The sequence below is a fragment of the Lautropia dentalis genome, assembly GCF_003892345.1.
GTDB lineage: Bacteria > Pseudomonadota > Gammaproteobacteria > Burkholderiales > Burkholderiaceae_E > Lautropia > Lautropia dentalis.
Genome location: NZ_RRUE01000002.1, coordinates 277,293 through 294,305, shown reverse-complemented (window position 1 = coordinate 294,305; position 17,013 = coordinate 277,293). Strand labels below are relative to the sequence as shown.

At 63.8% G+C, this 17,013-nt stretch carries 14 protein-coding genes; 7 read left to right on the top strand and 7 right to left on the bottom strand.

The window, feature by feature from the left end:
* The first annotated feature begins 283 nt into the window (after nt 1–283).
* Together EHV23_RS09320 and EHV23_RS09315 are read left to right on the top strand one after the other, a co-directional pair.
* Nucleotides 284–565, top strand: a complete 282-nt coding sequence (locus EHV23_RS09320; protein WP_238990413.1) for a type II toxin-antitoxin system HigB family toxin — start codon at nt 284–286, stop codon at nt 563–565.
* 27 nt (nt 566–592) lie between these two features.
* A complete protein-coding gene (locus EHV23_RS09315) occupies nt 593–1,024 on the top strand; it encodes a helix-turn-helix domain-containing protein (protein WP_238990412.1) in 432 nt (143 codons plus the stop codon).
* Nucleotides 1,025–1,247: 223 nt separating this feature from the next.
* Here the strand turns inward: EHV23_RS09315 and EHV23_RS09310 are convergent, their stop codons facing one another.
* The 4 genes from EHV23_RS09310 to EHV23_RS09295 all read right to left on the bottom strand — a co-directional run bounded on the left by EHV23_RS09310 (nt 1,248) and on the right by EHV23_RS09295 (nt 4,349).
* Complete coding sequence (locus EHV23_RS09310) at nt 1,248–2,081, bottom strand: DUF4198 domain-containing protein (RefSeq protein WP_125095830.1); 834 nt, start codon at nt 2,079–2,081, stop codon at nt 1,248–1,250.
* A gap of 219 nt (nt 2,082–2,300) precedes the next feature.
* On the bottom strand, nt 2,301–2,633 hold the full coding sequence (locus EHV23_RS09305; RefSeq protein ID WP_125095829.1) for a nucleotidyltransferase family protein: 333 nt from the start codon (nt 2,631–2,633) through the stop codon (nt 2,301–2,303).
* Nucleotides 2,630–3,043 carry a nucleotidyltransferase substrate binding protein gene (locus EHV23_RS09300; protein ID WP_125095828.1) on the bottom strand — a complete coding sequence of 138 codons (414 nt, stop codon included), beginning with the start codon at nt 3,041–3,043 and terminating at the stop codon, nt 2,630–2,632. Before EHV23_RS09300 ends, EHV23_RS09305 begins: the two co-directional genes overlap by 4 nt.
* Nucleotides 3,044–3,071: 28 nt before the next feature.
* The gene (locus EHV23_RS09295) at nt 3,072–4,349 is read right to left on the bottom strand and encodes an alpha/beta hydrolase (protein ID WP_158615900.1); all 1,278 of its coding nucleotides are present in this window, start codon (nt 4,347–4,349) and stop codon (nt 3,072–3,074) included.
* A gap of 163 nt (nt 4,350–4,512) precedes the next feature.
* Between EHV23_RS09295 and EHV23_RS09290 the strand changes: the two genes are divergently transcribed.
* Together EHV23_RS09290 and tenA are read left to right on the top strand one after the other, a co-directional pair.
* Entirely contained in the window at nt 4,513–4,851 is a 339-nt protein-coding gene (locus EHV23_RS09290) for a nucleotidyltransferase domain-containing protein (RefSeq protein ID WP_125095826.1), read from the top strand.
* A gap of 50 nt (nt 4,852–4,901) precedes the next feature.
* Complete coding sequence (tenA, locus tag EHV23_RS09285) at nt 4,902–5,567, top strand: thiaminase II (protein ID WP_125095825.1); 666 nt, start codon at nt 4,902–4,904, stop codon at nt 5,565–5,567.
* 157 nt (nt 5,568–5,724) lie between these two features.
* Here the strand turns inward: tenA and EHV23_RS09280 are convergent, their stop codons facing one another.
* The 3 genes from EHV23_RS09280 to ahpC all read right to left on the bottom strand — a co-directional run bounded on the left by EHV23_RS09280 (nt 5,725) and on the right by ahpC (nt 10,989).
* On the bottom strand, nt 5,725–8,343 hold the full coding sequence (locus tag EHV23_RS09280) for a mechanosensitive ion channel family protein (RefSeq protein WP_125095824.1): 2,619 nt from the start codon (nt 8,341–8,343) through the stop codon (nt 5,725–5,727).
* Nucleotides 8,344–8,546: 203 nt separating this feature from the next.
* A complete protein-coding gene (ahpF, locus tag EHV23_RS09275; protein ID WP_125095823.1) occupies nt 8,547–10,106 on the bottom strand; it encodes an alkyl hydroperoxide reductase subunit F in 1,560 nt (519 codons plus the stop codon).
* A gap of 319 nt (nt 10,107–10,425) precedes the next feature.
* Entirely contained in the window at nt 10,426–10,989 is a 564-nt protein-coding gene (ahpC, locus tag EHV23_RS09270; protein ID WP_125095822.1) for an alkyl hydroperoxide reductase subunit C, read from the bottom strand.
* A gap of 753 nt (nt 10,990–11,742) precedes the next feature.
* Between ahpC and leuA the strand changes: the two genes are divergently transcribed.
* The 3 genes from leuA (at nt 11,743) to EHV23_RS09255 (ending at nt 16,807) form a co-directional block, all read left to right on the top strand.
* Entirely contained in the window at nt 11,743–13,413 is a 1,671-nt protein-coding gene (gene leuA, locus EHV23_RS09265) for a 2-isopropylmalate synthase (protein ID WP_125095821.1), read from the top strand.
* A gap of 352 nt (nt 13,414–13,765) precedes the next feature.
* A complete protein-coding gene (glpT, locus tag EHV23_RS09260; protein ID WP_125095820.1) occupies nt 13,766–15,217 on the top strand; it encodes a glycerol-3-phosphate transporter in 1,452 nt (483 codons plus the stop codon).
* Nucleotides 15,218–15,235: 18 nt separating this feature from the next.
* Nucleotides 15,236–16,807, top strand: coding sequence for a glycerol-3-phosphate dehydrogenase/oxidase (locus tag EHV23_RS09255; RefSeq protein ID WP_125095819.1), 1,572 nt, complete (start codon nt 15,236–15,238; stop codon nt 16,805–16,807).
* Nucleotides 16,808–17,013 lie beyond the last annotated feature (206 nt).

Below are 17,013 nucleotides of genomic sequence, written 5' to 3'. Positions count from 1 at the left end.
TGCCGGGAGGGGACGGTGGGACAGGGGCCGTTCGTGGGCGGAATTGCTCCACCGCGGATGTCTCAGTGCGGGGACGAACAGGTCCGTACCATGGCTCTCAGGATTCCCGGGCAGGCGGGTGCTGGTCTAGCGCAGACTGGCCCCGTTCCGTGAGGCGGTAGCGTTGCAGGCGACTGGCTGGCTTGAACGTAGTGGAGCAAGCCGATGAACCGTCTTGCGATTTCCCTTTTTGGGAAGTAAGATGCCGGGAGCTTATTTTTGGCGACGTCAGAGCATGCGGATCGTGGGTTTGGACATTCTCGATGCATTCAGGAAGAAGCATGCCGATGCACGGCGGCCGCTGAATGCCTGGCAAACGGATGTCGAATATTCGACATGGCTGTCGCCACAGGATATCAAGGACAAATATGCAAGCGTGGACTTTCTGTCCGGCAACCGGGCCATATTCAACATCAAGGGGAATGCCTATCGCCTTGTCGTGGCAGTCAGGTATCGCAATGGACTTGTGGTGATCGACTGGGTGGGAACCCATGCCGAGTATTCCAAACAAAATTTTCGGGATTGAGGATGCTTTCCGGAAAGGGTGACAGATATGGAAGTGAAGATCATCAAGACTCAGGCGGAGCATGACGATGCCATGGCCCGGTTGAAGGCGCTGATGGCGCTCGACCCGCCGCCGGATTCGCCAGAAGAGAACGAGCTGGAACTGCTTGCGCTGGTGATCGAGGATTACGAGACCAGAACGATTCCGCCTGTCGTGCCTGACCCCGTCGAACAGATCCTGTTCCGGATGGATCAGATGGGACTTTCCCGCAAGGACATGATTCCGTACTTTGGATCGATTTCAAAGGTTTCGGAGGTTCTCTCACGCAAACGTCCTCTCTCACTGTCCATGATCCGCCGTCTCAATGAAGGACTGGGCATTCCGGCAGCCGTCCTGATTCAGGATGCCGCCGGCAGACATGGGGAAAGGTATGCCGACGGGTCCGCGTCGCCGGAGGCCCTGCCCCGGGAGCTGGCATAAGGGGGGTGAACACGCAGATGTCATGCCTTGCATAAGGAGTGAGAGAGTTCTGCACGGCACGAATGCAGGGCTGGCCCAAAGGGGGCTGCGCGGTTGCCGGAATGAAGGAAGGTTTCAGCAAGAGGTGACAGATGCTGCCCCAAAAAGGGGAGCAGCGCGGGAACGCATGCGGTCCCGGCATGCTCTGGACCGGGCGGCATCGCCCGGTCCCGAGGGGGCTGCCTCAGTCGTGCGCGTGCGGCTTGCTGATATCCACCCGTTTGGTGCCGATCTGCATTGCCAGTGTGGCGCTGAGCGAGTTCTCGTGGCACTGCTTCTGGTTGGCAAACGGTGTCTTGTGCTTGACCTTGACCTTCCAGAAACCTTCCACCAGCGGAATGATGTTCACCTTGCCTTCCTTGTCGGTCTTGCCCGAGAAGATCTGCGGCTCGCGGTGATCGTGCGTGGCTTCTTCGTCCATCAGGGCAATGGTGTCTGCCGTGGCGGTGACGATTTCATCGGCCAGCGGCTTGCCCTGGAACAGGATGCGCACCGGGAAGAGCTTGCCCACCTTCGCTGAATTGGGGTTGGCCAGTGGCACGATTTCCAGTTCCTGGCCGATGGGGCGGCTGATCGCTTCCAGATTCTCGCCGCCGTCCACCACCACGATGCTCTTGCCGAACATCTGCGCCTGCTGGCAGGCCACGGCGGTCGGGTTTTTCGTCAGGTCGCCCTGAGCCCACTTGTCATCGGCAAATTCCGACCAGAAGGTTGGCCGGTAGTTGGCGGTGAGCACATAGCTGCCCTTGGTCAGCTGGCTTTCGGACACGTACTGATAGTTCTTGCCCTGCTGGACCAGATCCTTCCTTGTGCCATCGGGCGAGGTGATGTGCAGTGGTTCGAAGATGTGCAGCCGGTCGGCCGGAATTTCATCCGGGTACGGAAAGTCATGGCTGTAGGACAGGTCGGCCTTCAGCGTCTCGGAGGGCGAGAGTGTTGCGGGGGCAGTCACCCACAGATCGTGCGCCTGGGCCAGCGAGGCGGTGCAGAGCAGGGAAGCGACAAGGAGTTTCTTCATGGCTTTCTTTCTCGGTCAGAGGGGTGTGGTCTGAAACGGGGCAGACGGACGCCTGCCGTGCCATGATACAGTGTAACGGATGCGTGTGGTGCAAATGATCCGCCCAAAAATCAGGGGATAGTCGGAGCAGGCTGGCAGGCCATTCGGGTCTTGATGGTCGATAGATTGATGTTTCGCAAAAAATATAAACTATGTTGATCGATCGCAAATCATGACTCGTCATACATCATGATTCATCTCGGAATCAGTGCATGCTTTGTGCAGCACGATATGCTGTGCCTCGATGATTCTGCGAAACCTCTCCTGCGTTGTGGCCCAGTCGACGATATCGACCTTCCAGGGCAGGTCGGACGATGAGAATGCATCCGTCAGCTCTGCCAGAATATCCAATGAAAGGGGCTGCTGGGTGATGATGGCCAGATCCAGATCCGAATAGGGCTTGCTTGTGCCCTTCATACGAGATCCGAAAACCCACACCTCATGCCGGGGAACGTGTGTTCGCAGAATGTCGAGCACGATGGACTTCTGTTCCGGAGTCAGGTCAAGTGTCATTCGATGCCTGCGCGCAGTCGTTGCAGCAGATGGGCTGCTTCCCGCTGGAATGCCGGAATGCCCTTCACGACTTCGATGGCCACTTCTTCGTCATAGGTGTGGCTGGTTCTGGAGCGCATCTCCCGATACTTCCGCCATGCCGGCCAGTCACCCAGCAGCAGGCCGCGCTCGTTGCCCGTACGAATCATGTCCTGAAACGCCATGCCATCAAACTCTGCCGGGTTTGCGGATGTCAGTTCGAGAAAGCGCCGGAGCATCTTGTGGCTGATTTCGTAGGTGAACTCGAAACGCTGGATCAGCCCGTCCCGGATCTGGATATCGGAGACATCCCGCTGGTAGCGCGTCCAGCCCTCATCCAGCCGGGCGATGGCATTGTCCAGTGGGGTCAGGTCGAGTTGAATGCTGCTCATGGGATTCCTCGTCCTGGGTTGTCCATTTTCACTCCTTCCCGCACGCATGTCGCAATGCATCCAGCACTGCATACATCTGCGCACTGCCGTGGGTGGCGCCCGGGTACTCGGTCATCGACAAATCCAGTTCCGGTAGTGCCTCGTGCATGTGCTGCGCAAAGCGGTGCACACGGTCCACCTGGGCACGATTTTTCAGCATCTGCGCGCGCTGGCTGTCGGGGGCGATGCGGGGGGCGTGCTTCTGCTCGTACTCGCCGATGCTCAGCCGCAACCGGGGCAGGGCTGGCGTGGCATGGCTGGTGTCCGGGGAGGTGCTTTCGCGAACTGTCGTGTGGCCCTTTTCCGAATCAGACTTGCTGCCCGGGACAGTGGCCGGGAGGGCAACCGGGCTGCCGCCAGCCGGTTTGCCGGTCAGTGCCGCCCGCATGCGCGTCACGAAGGCGTCGCGCTCCTTCAGGACATACTCGTCGTGCCACCACAGTGACGGGCTGGAGGCAATGTAGCACTGGAAGGCGTCGGGTTGCGTGAACAGCGTGTGCAGCGTGAAGAGGCCGCCAAAGGAGTGGCCAAACAGGCTCTGGCTTTGTGGATCGATGGGGAACCGCTGCGCAAGGGCCGGCTGCAGTTCCTGCTTCAGGAAGGCCAGAAAACGGTCGGCACCGCCCTGGATACGGCCGCGCGGATCGTGGCTGGCGCTGCCGTCGGGAACGGGGGGTGTGTAATCGTCCACCCGGGCATCGGTATTGAGCCAGGCCCCGTCGCTGTAGCCCACCCCCACGATCAGCATGGGCTCGACGCCATTTTCGCCGGTGCGTGTGGTCAGTGCATGCGCGGCCATGGCCGCCACCGCAAACAGGGTGTCGCCGTCGAGCGTGTAGAACACCGGGTAGCCGCTTTCCGGGGCCGGGCCGGTGATGGTGGTCTGGATGCGGTAGCGGCGGCCGGTGTGGCTGGAGGTGATCCAGTGCTGTTCGCTGGTGGGCAGAATGGCCGGGCCACTGCCGGTGAGCGTGCCGTGGGGATGGGGGCTGTCGTTACCGGGTACCGGAAGGGGGGACAGCCCGGGGCTGGCGGGACGATGGGCAGATGGCGTGCTGGACCCCACAGTCCGGACAGTGTGGCCGGCAGATTGCGTGGACTTGCCAGGCGGGGTGGATTCTGCTGGAGGGAGGGATGTCTGAGCCATGGCGGACGAAACAGATGAGGGGGAAACCGTTTCCCCATGGGCCGTCGTGCCGGTGAGCAGCAGTGTGGCCAGCAGCGGGAAGCAGCGCCCGGCGCGGGGCAGGGGTGAACGAGTGAGCATTGCCCGATCATAGAGCATGACACGCCGGTTGCGTGGGCGAGCGTGGCGCGGAACGCCGGGCGGGGCCTGCCGGTCGCAGCGCCATGTTGGAAACCCGACCGGGGCTTGCTATGCTGCGGGCTGTGTCTGTCATGTCAACCCGTTTCCTTCGGGGCAAGCCCGCATGATCCCTCTCGATCACGATACCGAGCACGCAGTCCGGCACTTTCTGGACCGGATTGCCCACGATTACGACATGGCCGGTGCCATTGTCTACGGCAGTCGTGCGCGTGGTGATCATCAGCCCGACAGTGATGCGGATGTGGCTGTGCTGCTTCGGGGAAAACCGCAGCGGCTTCTGCCTACCAAGCTGGACATGGCTGATGTTGCGTTCGATGTGCTGCTGGAGACCGGTATTCTCGTGTCGCCCCTGCCGGTGTGGCTGGAAGAGTGGGAGCACCCGGAGGGGTATTCGAACCCGGCCTTGCTGCGCAACATCGACCAGGAAGGGGTCAGGTTGTGACAGAACCTTTTCAAATGACCAGCCCAACAGGGCCGACACAGGAGACCCCCATGCCCACCTTCACCGAAGAAGCCTGGACCCGCAACGAAGCGTTGTTCCAGAAAACCCTCGCCATGCCGTTCAATCGCGAACTGGCTGACGGCACCCTGTCGGCCGAGCGCTTCCGGCACTACATGATCCAGGACGCGCACTATCTGGTGGCCTTCGGCCGGGCGCTGGCGGTGGCCGCGGCGCGGGCCGATGACGCCGACACGATGGTGCAGCTGGCCGAGGCTGCGCAGGAGGCGGTGGTGGCCGAGCGCGAGCTGCATGGAGGCTTCATGCAGCAGTTCGGCGTCACGCCCAAACAGTTTGCGGCGGTGCCGCTCTCGCCCAGCGCCGAGCACTACACGAGCTTCCTGCTGGCCACGGCCTGGGGTGCACCCTGGCCGGTGGCCATGGCGGCGCTGCTGCCCTGCTTCTGGATCTACGCGGAGGTGGGGCGCGACGCGGTGGGTCGCAGCGTACCGGGCAATCCGTGGCAGGCGTGGGTGGATACCTACGCCGACGAGCATTTTCACGGGTTGGTCACGCGCATGCGTGCCACCATCGACCGCATCGCGGCGGCATCCACGCCGGCCGTGCGGGACCAGATGCACGCAGCCTACACCCAGGCCGCGCGGCTGGAATGGATGTTCTGGGACGCCGCCTATCGCCTCGAACAGTGGCCGGTCTGACGTGACGCTGCCCTGCTGCCTTGTCCCGCACGCCCAAAGGGGGGCGCGGGGATGAATGAATCCATGACACGCTCTGACGGGGCGCATGTGTTGCCCGGCTCCATATCGGGCTCCCGGGTGAGACACCGGGGTCATGGAGCCGGGCAATTTGCCTGAATCACGACGAGGCCAGCTTCACCCCGTTCTCCTTCAGCGCCTCGTGGATGGCCACGCACAGCTCGCTGCGGATGGCGCCGATGCGGTCGGCGCGTGCCGTCCAGGCAAACAGCTTGAACTGCAGGGCGCTGCTGCCGAAGTCGATGAACTGGGCGTTGGGTACCGGGGTGGCCAGAATGTCGTCGTGGCCCCGTGCCACCTCGGTCAGCAGCTTGATGACGGCGGCCGGGTCGCTTTCGTAGTCCACGCCCAGGGCGATCTCGATGCGGCGCTGGTTGTCCGACAGGGTCCAGTTCACCACCTGGTTGGCGATCAGCTGCGAGTTCGGCACGATCACGTCCGCGCCCGCCCCGGTGCGCAGGATGCTGGCACGAATGCCGATGCGCTTGACCTTGCCGCTCTGGCCGGCCATGTCCACCGAATCACCCACGCGGATCGGACGTTCGAACAGCACGATCAGGCCCGACACGAAGTTGTTGACGATGCTCTGCAAGCCGAAACCGACCCCGACACCGACCGCGCTGGCGAAGATGGTGAAGCGGTCGAGGCTGATGCCGGTGGAGGCGATGGCCAGCAGCAGGCCCCCGATCCAGATGGCATAGTTGAGCACGCTGTTGAGTGCGTACGGGATGCCGGGAGGCAGCATCACGCGGGTGAACACCTCCCGGTCCAGGATGTAGCGCATCAGCTGCGACAGCTTCATGGTCAGCCACAGCACCACGCCGAAGCGCAGGATGTCGGCCAGCGACACCGAAACCTGTCCGATGTGCACCGGGGTGGACAGCGTGGCGGCCACCCAGTCGGTGAACGGTGAGAGCAGCATCATCTGCTCGAGCGTGAAGGCGGCCCACATCAGTGCCGCCACCCAGTGAATGATGCGGCGAAGCCGGGCCTCGATCAGCGCGCCATCATCGTTCAGCATCTTCAGCCGGTTCAGCGGACGCAGGTTGCCGGCCAGGCGCAGCAGGCTCAGCAGTACCAGCACCCCGGCCAGCAGGATCACGCCCGCAAACAGCGAGTTCAGGGTCGCCTGACTGACGAAGCGTGCCAGTCGGGTGAAGCCCAGCAGGTCGCTGCCCAGCGCGGTGGCGCAGCCAGCCAGCACCGTGTTGATCACATAGCCGGTCAGGCGCAGCTGCCGGGTTTCTTCCGTGCTGCTGCCGCTGCTGGCCGAGGCATTGTCGTCTTCCGGTGGCAGGGCCTCGCTCGATACCGTTTCGTTCTCGGCGGCGGCCTCGGCCCGCGCCTGCAGGAAGGCGCGGCGCCGGCGTCGCTGCAGATGCACCAGCAGGGCCACCGTCACGAACATCTGGCTCTGGAAGAAGAGACGCTCCCACGCCGCGTCGAACCGGAGAATCTCGGGCGCCTGGTTGAAGGCGTACATGGCCAGCAGCCAGTACAGATAGGTGGCCAGCGATTTCTCCACCACCTTGCGCAGCAGCAGCACGGTGGGCAGCAGGGCCACCAGCCCCAGCACCAGATTGAGGGCGCCGGGCGGATAGGGCAGCAGCACGGCGGCCAGCCCGACCGTCATCAGGACCGAGACCGACAGCGGATCGGCCAGCAGCCAGCGCACCGAGCGCAGCACGGGCTGTTCGCTGGACTTGGCGGCCACCTTCGGCCGCAGGTAGTAGAGCGTGGCGTAGCAGACGATCAGGCAGATCAGTAGACAGGCCGTGCGGGTGCGGTGCGAACGCAGGTAGTCGGCAATGGAACGTCCGTCGGCGCGAAGGCGTGCCACGCCGGTGAGGGTCGTGATATCCCGGCCATTGTCCAGATTGGCGGCGCCGTAGACGGACGGGCTGTCGGGCTTGAACAGCGAATCGATGGAGTTGGTCAGCGTGTTCTTGAGCAGTGTCTGCTCGGAAGCGATGGTGGCCTGCAGCTTGCTGCTCTGGGCCTGCAGGTCGAAGATGCCGCTGCGTACCTTGTTGGCGCTGCGCCGGGTGTCCTGGATGAGATTGAGCACTTCCTGGATGCGGGTGCGGATGACCTGCGGGGCCGAGCTGATCTCGTCGGCGTCCTGCGTGGCGGTCCAGGTCTTTTCCATGCGGCCCAGGCGGGCAAAGTCTTCCTGCAGCGACTCGGCGCCCTGGGTGAGCTGCCGGTCGATGGCGGTGACGTCCGACTGCAGCTTGCCCCACGTGGGTTCGATGTCGCGCATGCGACGCTGGCTGTCCGAGTCCATCGCCAGGTGGCTGAGAGCACGGGTGTCGGTGGCGTCCTGCCCCAGCCGCAGCAGCTGCTGCCGGATGCTGGTGTACTGGATGGCGCCCTGCATCCGGTTGCGGATGATGTTCAGCGTGTTGGTGTCGCTCTCGGCCCGGGCCACGACGTTGGCGGCGGGAATGGCCGCCGTCTGGATGTCGGCTGGTGCGGGCGGAGTGCCAGTGGGTGCCGGCGCCGGCGCGGCCTTGGCATCCTTCTTGCCGGTATCGGCCTTTGCCGCCGCGGGCGCGTCTGCGCCCAGGGCATCGGGCAGGCTGGTGGCGGCCAGGGGGAGCAGCAGCATCAGGGCCAGCAGCAGATGGCCCAGCCACCGTGCCCCCGCTTGCAGGTGGTGGTGTGTGTGGAGCGGGTGTTCGGTCTTCATGCCCGCCAGTTTACTGGCAGCGGGCATAAAAAATCCCCGCCCAGTGCGGGGCTGGGCGGGGACCTCAACAGGACCCCCTAACAGTCCGGTTGATTCACCGTGTGCAACATCAGTGCAGGAAGGAGATTACCGGATCCAGCCCCCGGTGCAACGCGGGTGCCGACGGAAGGGCGACGGAACCCCGATGAGCGGCAGACTGGCGCTGCATCACGCCGGGGGCTGGACCCGTGTCACGCCGAGGTGCGGATCAGGTGGTCGAAGGCCGCCAGGGCGGCCTTGGCCCCTTCGCCGGCGGCGATGATGATCTGTTTGTACGGCACCGTGGTGCAGTCTCCCGCCGCGAACACGCCGGGCAGCGAGGTCTGGCCCCGGGCATCCACCTCGATCTCGCCGGTGCGCGACAGGTTCACCGTGCCCTTCAGGAAGTCGGTGTTGGGCACCAGGCCGATCTGGACGAACACGCCACCCAGCGCCAGTTCGTGCACCTGTTCGGTGGCACGATCCCGGTAGACGATGCCGGTGACCTGGGCGCCGTTGCCCTGCACCTCGGTCACCTGCACGTTCTTCAGGATGTCCACGTTGGGCAGGCTCTCCAGCTTGCGCTGCAGCACCGCGTCGGCCCGCAGGGTGGGCATGAACTCGAAGAGCGTGACGTGCTCCACCACGCCGGCCAGGTCGATGGCGGCTTCCACCCCGGAGTTGCCGCCGCCGATCACGGCCACGCGCTTGCCCCGGAACAGCGGGCCGTCGCAGTGCGGGCAGTAGGTCACGCCCTTGTTGCGGTATTCCTGCTCGCCGGGTACGCCCATGCTGCGCCAGCGCGCGCCGGTGGACAGGATGACCGTCCTGCCCTTCAGCGCGGCACCGCTGGCGGTCTTCACCGTCACCAGGCCGGTGGCTTCGTCGCGGCTCAGCGACTCGGCCTTCTGCAGGTTCATGATGTCCACGCCGTAGTGGCGGGTGTGGGCTTCCAGCGCGGCGGCAAATTTCGGGCCGTCGGTTTCCAGCACCGAGATGTAGTTCTCGATGGACATGGTGTCCAGCACCTGACCACCGAAGCGCTCGGCCAGCACACCGGTGCGGATACCCTTGCGGGCCGCATACACGGCGGCTGCGGCGCCGGCCGGGCCACCGCCCACGATCAGCACGTCGAACGGATCCTTTTCCGACAGCTGGCTGGCGGTACGGGCCTCGGCGCCGGTATCCAGTTTTGCCAGAATCTCTTCGGCGCTGGAACGGCCCTGGAACAGCACCTCGCCGTTCAGGAACACCGTCGGCACGGCCATGATGCCGCGTTCCGTCACTTCGTCCTGGAAGAGGGCACCGTCGATGGTCTGCACGCGGATGCGCGGATTGATGACCGACATGCTGTTGAGTGCCTGCACCACGTCCGGGCAGTTCTGGCACGTCAGCGACATGTAGATCTCGAAATCGTAGTGGCCGGGCAGCGCCTTCGTCTGTTCGATGGTGGCCGGATCCAGCTTGATGGTGTGGCCGCCCACATGCAGCAGGGCCAGCACCAGCGAGGTGAATTCATGCCCCATCGGGATGGCGGCAAAGCGCACGCCGATGTCGGTACCCACGCGATCGATGGCAAAGGAGGGTTTGCGCACCGCAGCGTCCGGGTCTTCGCGCAGGCTGATCAGGTCGGACAGGCTGGCGATGTCCTGCAGCAGTTCCTGCATTTCCTTCGCCTTCGGGCTGTCGTCCAGTGTGGCCACCAGTTCGATGGGCTGTTTCAGCAGGGCCAGATAGCCCTGCAACTGGGATTTGGAATCTGCGTCAAGCATGATGGTCTTCGGGCGGAAACGGGTTGGGTCGGAGGCGTGGGGGCTCCGGGCAACAAAAAAGCCAGCCACCGGCCCCGGTCTCCGGCGTACAGGCAAGTACGAACCGGAAGGAAGGAGGGGTACGTGGGGCGGGGCTGGCGCGGGAAAGCCCTTGGGAAGTGCCGCAGCCTGTCGTGGCCGGACCGTGGTCCAGCCCCGGCGGAACTGGCGGCAGCTTCCTGCAGGCCCCCAAGGGACGGGCTGTGGAGTCTTGGGGAACCCGGACCGATAAGTTAGGGGTGGTCCGGGCGCCCCCAGCCCGTCATGGGAAAGGGTGCGGTCAGATCTTGCCGACCAGGTCCAGCGAGGGTTTCAGGGTTTCGGCGCCTTCTTTCCACTTGGCGGGGCAGACTTCGCCCGGGTGCGAGGCCACATACAGGGCTGCCTTGACCTTGCGCAGCAGCTCGCCGGCGTCACGGCCGATGCCGTTGTCGTGGATTTCGCAGACCTTGATGTAGCCTTCCGGGTCGATCAGGAAGGTACCGCGCAGGGCCAGACCTTCTTCTTCGATCAGCACGTCGAAGTTGCGGGCCAGCTGCGTGGTCGGGTCGCCCAGCATGGGGTACTGGACCTTCTTGATGGCGTCCGACGTGTCGTGCCAGGCCTTGTGGGCGAAGTGCGTGTCGGTGGAAGCCGAGTAGACTTCCACGCCCAGCTTCTTGAATTCTTCGTAGCGGTCGGCCAGATCTTCCAGCTCGGTCGGGCACACGAAGGTGAAGTCGGCCGGGTAGAAGCAGATGACGTTCCACTTGCCTTTCAGGGTCTCGTCGGTCACTTCGAAGAACTTGCCGTTCTGGAAGGCCTGGACCTTGAAGGGTTTGATCTGGGTGTTGATCAGCGACATGTGTCGATTCCTCGTGTTGTGGGGAAAAACGGTGCAATGTATGGGGAGAAACGGTGCGATGCGGCCCCGGCGGCGCGCCCCGCCGGTCGGCGGGGCCGTTGGCGGGGGAGTCGAATCTTCCCGGCGATTGCAGTGGTGCTGCCCGCCGGGGCCCTTCGCGTGGAGCGTGTCGTGAGCACATCCTGCACGCCCGGATAGGGGTGCGGGGATGAATGGGCTCATGACCCACTCCGGGGATCCAGCCTGTGGCCGGAAGGTATCCGGCACCCGGCCGGATGCGTTGGAAGAGATGATCGTCGCAATCCGGGGGTGCCGTAAATTGATTTATCTATATGGGCGGGATAGCGATTCCCTATGAGGGGTGCGGGGCCATAGCAGGGAGGCGCATCAGACCCAGGGGGCACACTGGGGCAGTGGATCGAAGCGGTCCGTTGCAGTGGTCTGCCGAAGTGTTCTGCCGAAGCGGCCGGCGGCCCTCTCCGGGATTCCCCTGTACATATCAGGGGGCCAGGCCCCGCACGAAGGGATGCGATGTGTTAAATTCCCTCCTCATGGATACACGCAAGAACCTGCTGCTGGCACTACTGCTGTTCGCTTTCGGGCGAAGGTAGCGCTGCGCACGTGCATCCCGCTTTACCCAACGGCCCGTATGCTTCCCGCAGCGGGCCGTTCGTTTTTGCAGCCCGTCGCGGGGACGGGGGCCAAAGGTCTCCATGCCTTCCCAACAACCCACTTCCTGTCAGGATATCCCACATGTTGCAGCAACCCGCCACCAAGTACCGCCCATTTGCGCCGATCGGTCTGAAAGACCGCACGTGGCCCGATGCCGTGCTGACCAAACCACCCATCTGGCTGAGCACCGATCTGCGCGACGGCAACCAGGCGCTGATCGAGCCGATGAGCGTCGAGCGCAAGCTGGAGATGTTCCAGCTGCTGGTGAACATCGGCTTCAAGGAGATCGAGGTGGGCTTCCCGTCGGCCTCGCAGACCGAGTTCAACTTCGTACGCCGGCTGATCGAGGAGAACCTGATCCCGGACGACGTGACCATCCAGGTGCTGACACAGGCCCGCGAGTCGCTGATCCGTCGCACGATCGAGTCGTTGCAAGGGGCCCGAAAGGCCACGGTGCACGTCTACAACGCCTGTGCACCCGTCATGCGCAAGGTGGTGCTGGGGATGGACGAGGACGGCATCGTCGAGATGGCGGTGGGCCAGACGAAGCTGGTCAAGCAGCTGGTGGCCGAGCATCCCGAGACCGAGTGGGGCTTCGAGTATTCGCCCGAGACGTTCTCGGACACCGAGCTGGACTTCTCCAAGCGGGTGGTGGACGCTGTGGTGGATGCCTGGGGAGCCACGCCGCAGAACAAGTGCATCATCAACCTGCCAACGACAGTGGAGCACTGCACGCCGAACATCTTTGCCGACATGATCGAGTGGATGCATCGCAATCTGGCCAAGCGGGATTCAATCATCCTGTCGGTGCACCCGCACAACGACCGGGGCACGGGCATTGCCGCGGCCGAACTGGCGCTGATGGCCGGGGCTGAGCGGCTGGAAGGGTGCCTCTTCGGCAACGGTGAGCGCACCGGCAACTGCGACCTGGTCAACATCGCGCTGAACCTGTACACGCAGGGGGTTTCGCCAGGGCTGGATTTCTCCGACATCGACGAGGTCCGCCGGGTGGTGGAGCACTGCAACCAGATCGCGGTGCATCCGCGTCACCCATATGTGGGCGACCTGGTCTACACCTCGTTCTCGGGCTCGCACCAGGATGCCATCAAGAAGGCGTTTGCCGCCCGCAAGGAAGGTGATATCTGGGACATGCCCTATCTGCCCATCGATCCGAAGGACCTGGGCCGCTCGTATGAGGCGGTGATCCGCGTCAACAGCCAGTCGGGCAAGGGCGGCGTGTCGTACCTGCTGGAGAACGAGTACGGGCTGGAGCTTCCGCGCCGTCTGCAGATCGAGTTCAGCCGGGTGGTGCAGCACGAGATGGATGCCTCGGGCAAGGAGCTGCAGGCCAAGGACCTGTGGGCGCTGTTCCGCAAGGAATACCGGCTGGACGAGATCGTCGCACCGAAGCAGCGGGCCATGTCCGAGACCGACGACGCGGGCAACACCCGTGTGTCGCTGAAGGCCGACGTTCAGCTGGGCGGAAAGACGGTGAGTATCCAGGGCGAGGGTACCGGTCCGGTGGACGCCTTCGTGGCCGGTCTCAACGCCACGGGGCTGGCCCAGGTGCGGGTGATGGACTACCGCGAGCACGCGATCGGTTCGGGGGCCAATGCTCAGGCTGTGGCCTACCTTGAGCTGAGAGTGGGCGATCACACCCTGTTTGGCGTGGGCGTGGATGCCGATATCCTGACGGCCTCGCTCAAGGGCATTCTGTCGGGCCTGGCCCGCGCCGGGTGCAGGCTACCGTGAAGCCAGCCGTGCCCGAACGGCCAGCGTGGTGAGCCCACGAACGGGACGTTTCCTTTTCAGATACGGGTATTGAACCTGTTCGCCCCCGGTTCCGGCATGCCGCCGGACCGGGGGCGATGCTTTTTCGAGAGGCGTTTTAACAAGCTGTGACGAATTTCCGTGCGCCGGGCGACCGTTCTGCTGACAACTTGAAAAGGGACAAGATTTCCTTATGCGTCAGGCGTATGATTCGATCTCGAAAAGCGTCATATTCACGGAATCAATGGTCCGGAGGGGTGCTGAAACGTCCACGGGCCGGCAGGTGCCGGGAAGAGGCGTTTGACCATTTTTTTCCTTCCCTCTGGAGACTTCCGTGATTGGAATCCTCAAGCCGGCGCCTCACAAGCCGCTGCTGCCCGCGGATCAGATCGACCCCACCTACAAGCGGCTTCGCTGGCAGGTGTTTGCGGGCATTTTCTTTGGCTATGCTGCCTATTACTTCGTTCGCGGCAACTTCGACCTTGCGCAGAAGGGGCTGATCGATGCCGGCATCTACAACAAGGCCCAGCTGGGCCAGATCGGTGCGGCTGCTGGCCTGGCCTACGGTATTTCGAAGTTCCTGATGGCGGCCGTGTCCGACCGCTCCAATCCGCGGGTGTTCCTGCCCATCGGCCTGCTGCTGTCGGGCCTGTGCATGACGCTGATGGGCCTGATGCCGTGGGCCACGTCGGGTGTGGCCATCGCCTTTGCGATGATCTTCATCAACGGCTGGTTCCAGGGCATGGGCTGGCCCCCGTGCGGCAAGACCATGGTGCACTGGTGGTCGAAGAGCGAGCGCGGTTCCATCGTGTCCATCTGGAACACGGCTCACAACCTGGGCGGGATGATGCCCGGTGCCATGGTGCTGCTGGCCGGTGCCGTGTACTTCCAGACCCACGGGGTGGAGGCCACCAACAAGGACATCTGGCAGCAGGCCCTCTACTATCCGGGCATTGCCGCGATGGTCATTGCCATCCCGATCTTCTTCATCATGAAGGATTCGCCGCAGTCCTGCGGGCTGCCGCCGATCGAGCAGTGGAAAAATGATTACCCGGACGACTACGACGAAAAGACGGCCGAGAAGGATCTGACCACGAAGGAGATCTTCCTCACCTACGTGCTGAAGAACCGCCTGCTCTGGTATATCGCCATTGCCAACGTGTTCGTGTACCTCATCCGCTATGGCGTACTGAAGTGGTCGCCGGTGTACCTGAGCGAAGTGAAGCACTTCGACTTCAAGGGCACGGCCTGGGCCTATACGGTGTATGAGCTGGCCGCCATTCCGGGTACGCTGCTGTGCGGCTGGGTGTCGGACAAGGTGTTCAAGGGCAAGCGCGGCCTGACGGGCTTCATCTTCATGATCCTCACCACCGCAGCCGTGGTGGCCCTGTGGCTGAACCCGGCCACGCCGGCCGATCAGGTGGCCGAGTATGCCGGCAAGTCCTGGATCTACAACCCCTACCAGCTGACCGACTTCATCCTGATGACCACCGTGGGCTTCCTGATCTACGGTCCGGTGATGCTGATCGGCCTGCACGCGCTGGAGCTGGCACCCAAAAAGGCAGCCGGTACGGCGGCGGGCTTCACGGGTCTGTTCGGTTATCTGGGGGGTACCGTGTCGGCGGCGGCCGTGGTGGGCTGGGCTGCCCAGCACTATGGCTGGGATGGTGGCTTCTATGTGATGATCGGGGGTGGGGTGCTGGCCGTGGTGCTGCTCTTCATCACGATGATCGAAGAGGGCCGCCACAAGGCGAAGATTCCCGAAAGTGAACGTCTGCAAAAGTGATCACAGGAGGTCATCAGCATGCAACGCAACAAGGCCATCGAACAGCTCAGGACCCACGGTGAATGGGATGTGGTGGTGATTGGCGGTGGTGCGACGGGCCTCGGGGTGGCGGTGGATGCCGCCACCCGCGGGTATTCCACCCTGCTGCTCGAAGCCCACGATTTTGCCAAGGGCACGTCCAGCCGGTCCACCAAGCTGGTGCATGGTGGCGTGCGCTACCTGGCCCAGGGCTATGTGGACCTGGTGCGCGAGGCGCTGCGCGAGCGCGGTCGTCTCTCGCACAATGCGCCGCACCTGTTCCGCAAGCAGGCCTTCATCATCCCGGGCGAAAAATGGTGGACGGCGCCGTACTACACCTTCGGCCTGTGGATGTATGACCGCCTCTCCGGCAAGCTGAGCATCGGCAAGACCCGCTATCTGGGCCAGGGCGATGCCCGCCGGCGCCTGAAGGGGGTGCGTGACGACAAGGTCGGCGCCGGGGTCTGCTACTACGACGGCCAGTTCGACGACGCCCGTCTGGCGCTGTGCCTGGCGCAGACGGCCACCGACCACGGTGCTACGGTGCTCAACTACTGCGCCGTCACGGCGCTGAAGAAGGGAGGCAATGGCCGTCTGAAAGGCGTGACGGCGAAGGACGAGCTGACCGGCGAGACCTTCGAGGTGAAGGCGAAGTGCGTGGTCAATGCCACCGGTGTGTTTGCCAACCCCATCCTGGGGATGGACGAGCCGCACGACAAACCGCCCATCCTGCCCAGCCAGGGCATCCACCTGGTGCTGGACCGCGAGTTCCTGCCCGGTGAGGACGCCCTGATGGTGCCTAAAACATCGGACGGCCGCGTGCTGTTTGCCGTGCCCTGGCATGGCAAGGTGGTGGTGGGTACCACCGACACCCTGGTCAAGGATCCGTCTTACGAGCCGCTGCCGCTGGAACAGGAAATCGAGTTCATCCTGAACACGTCGCGCGACTATCTCACGAAGGCCCCCACCCGGGCCGACGTGCGCAGCGTCTACGTGGGCCTGCGTCCACTGGCCGCGCCGAAGGACGAGGGCAAGTCCACCAAGGAAGTGTCGCGCAGCCACAAGGTGGAGGTCAGCCACTCCGGCATGGTCAACATCTTCGGCGGCAAGTGGACCACCTACCGCCAGATGGCCGAGGACGGCGTGGATGCCGCCATCGGTGCCGGGCTGCTGCCGGCCAAACCCTGCCGCACGCAGGAACTGCGCCTGCACGGCTACATCGACGAGAAGCAGCACATGGACGATACGCCGCTGACGCTGTACGGCAGTGACGCCATGGCCATCGGCAAGCTGATCGCCGCCGAGCCGAAGCTGGCCGACCGCATCCATCCCGCATACCCCTTCACCTTTGCCCAGGTGCAGTGGGCCATCGATGAAGAGGTCGCCCAGTCGCTGGAAGACGTGCTCGCCCGCCGTATCCGCCTGCTGTTCCTGGATGCCCGTGCCGCCGAAGCCGCCGCGCCGGCCGTGGCCGACTTCATGGCGAAGCGGATGGGCTGGAGTGACTCTCGCAAACAGGCCGAGCTGGACAGCTTCGTGAAGCTGACGAAGCAGTACCGTCTGGCTGACTGATTCGATCCTCACGAAACCTCGCCTTGCGGAACCCGGAGTGCAGTACGGCTCCGGGTTCCGTGCGTTTGTAACCGCAGCGCCAGACTGCAGGCGGACTGGCCTGGCTGCGTCCGGCACCCGATGCGGGCCGGCCATCCTGACGGCATGGGCAGGTGCCGCAAGGGTGGAGGATCATCCGCCTGGTGAGACAGGGGTTTTCAGGGTTG

What these genes read in the sequence shown, in the direction of transcription:
- EHV23_RS09315 (WP_238990412.1), top strand. Translation starts at nt 593, where the DNA reads ATGGAAGTGAAGATCATCAAGACTCAGGCGGAGCATGACGATGCCATG.
- EHV23_RS09310 (WP_125095830.1), bottom strand. Translation starts at nt 2,081, where the DNA reads ATGAAGAAACTCCTTGTCGCTTCCCTGCTCTGCACCGCCTCGCTGGCC.
- EHV23_RS09305 (WP_125095829.1), bottom strand. Translation starts at nt 2,633, where the DNA reads ATGACACTTGACCTGACTCCGGAACAGAAGTCCATCGTGCTCGACATT.
- EHV23_RS09300 (WP_125095828.1), bottom strand. Translation starts at nt 3,043, where the DNA reads ATGAGCAGCATTCAACTCGACCTGACCCCACTGGACAATGCCATCGCC.
- EHV23_RS09295 (WP_158615900.1), bottom strand. Translation starts at nt 4,349, where the DNA reads ATGCTCACTCGTTCACCCCTGCCCCGCGCCGGGCGCTGCTTCCCGCTG.
- EHV23_RS09290 (WP_125095826.1), top strand. Translation starts at nt 4,513, where the DNA reads ATGATCCCTCTCGATCACGATACCGAGCACGCAGTCCGGCACTTTCTG.
- tenA (WP_125095825.1), top strand. Translation starts at nt 4,902, where the DNA reads ATGCCCACCTTCACCGAAGAAGCCTGGACCCGCAACGAAGCGTTGTTC.
- EHV23_RS09280 (WP_125095824.1), bottom strand. Translation starts at nt 8,343, where the DNA reads ATGCCCGCTGCCAGTAAACTGGCGGGCATGAAGACCGAACACCCGCTC.
- ahpF (WP_125095823.1), bottom strand. Translation starts at nt 10,106, where the DNA reads ATGCTTGACGCAGATTCCAAATCCCAGTTGCAGGGCTATCTGGCCCTG.
- ahpC (WP_125095822.1), bottom strand. Translation starts at nt 10,989, where the DNA reads ATGTCGCTGATCAACACCCAGATCAAACCCTTCAAGGTCCAGGCCTTC.
- leuA (WP_125095821.1), top strand. Translation starts at nt 11,743, where the DNA reads ATGTTGCAGCAACCCGCCACCAAGTACCGCCCATTTGCGCCGATCGGT.
- EHV23_RS09255 (WP_125095819.1), top strand. Translation starts at nt 15,236, where the DNA reads ATGCAACGCAACAAGGCCATCGAACAGCTCAGGACCCACGGTGAATGG.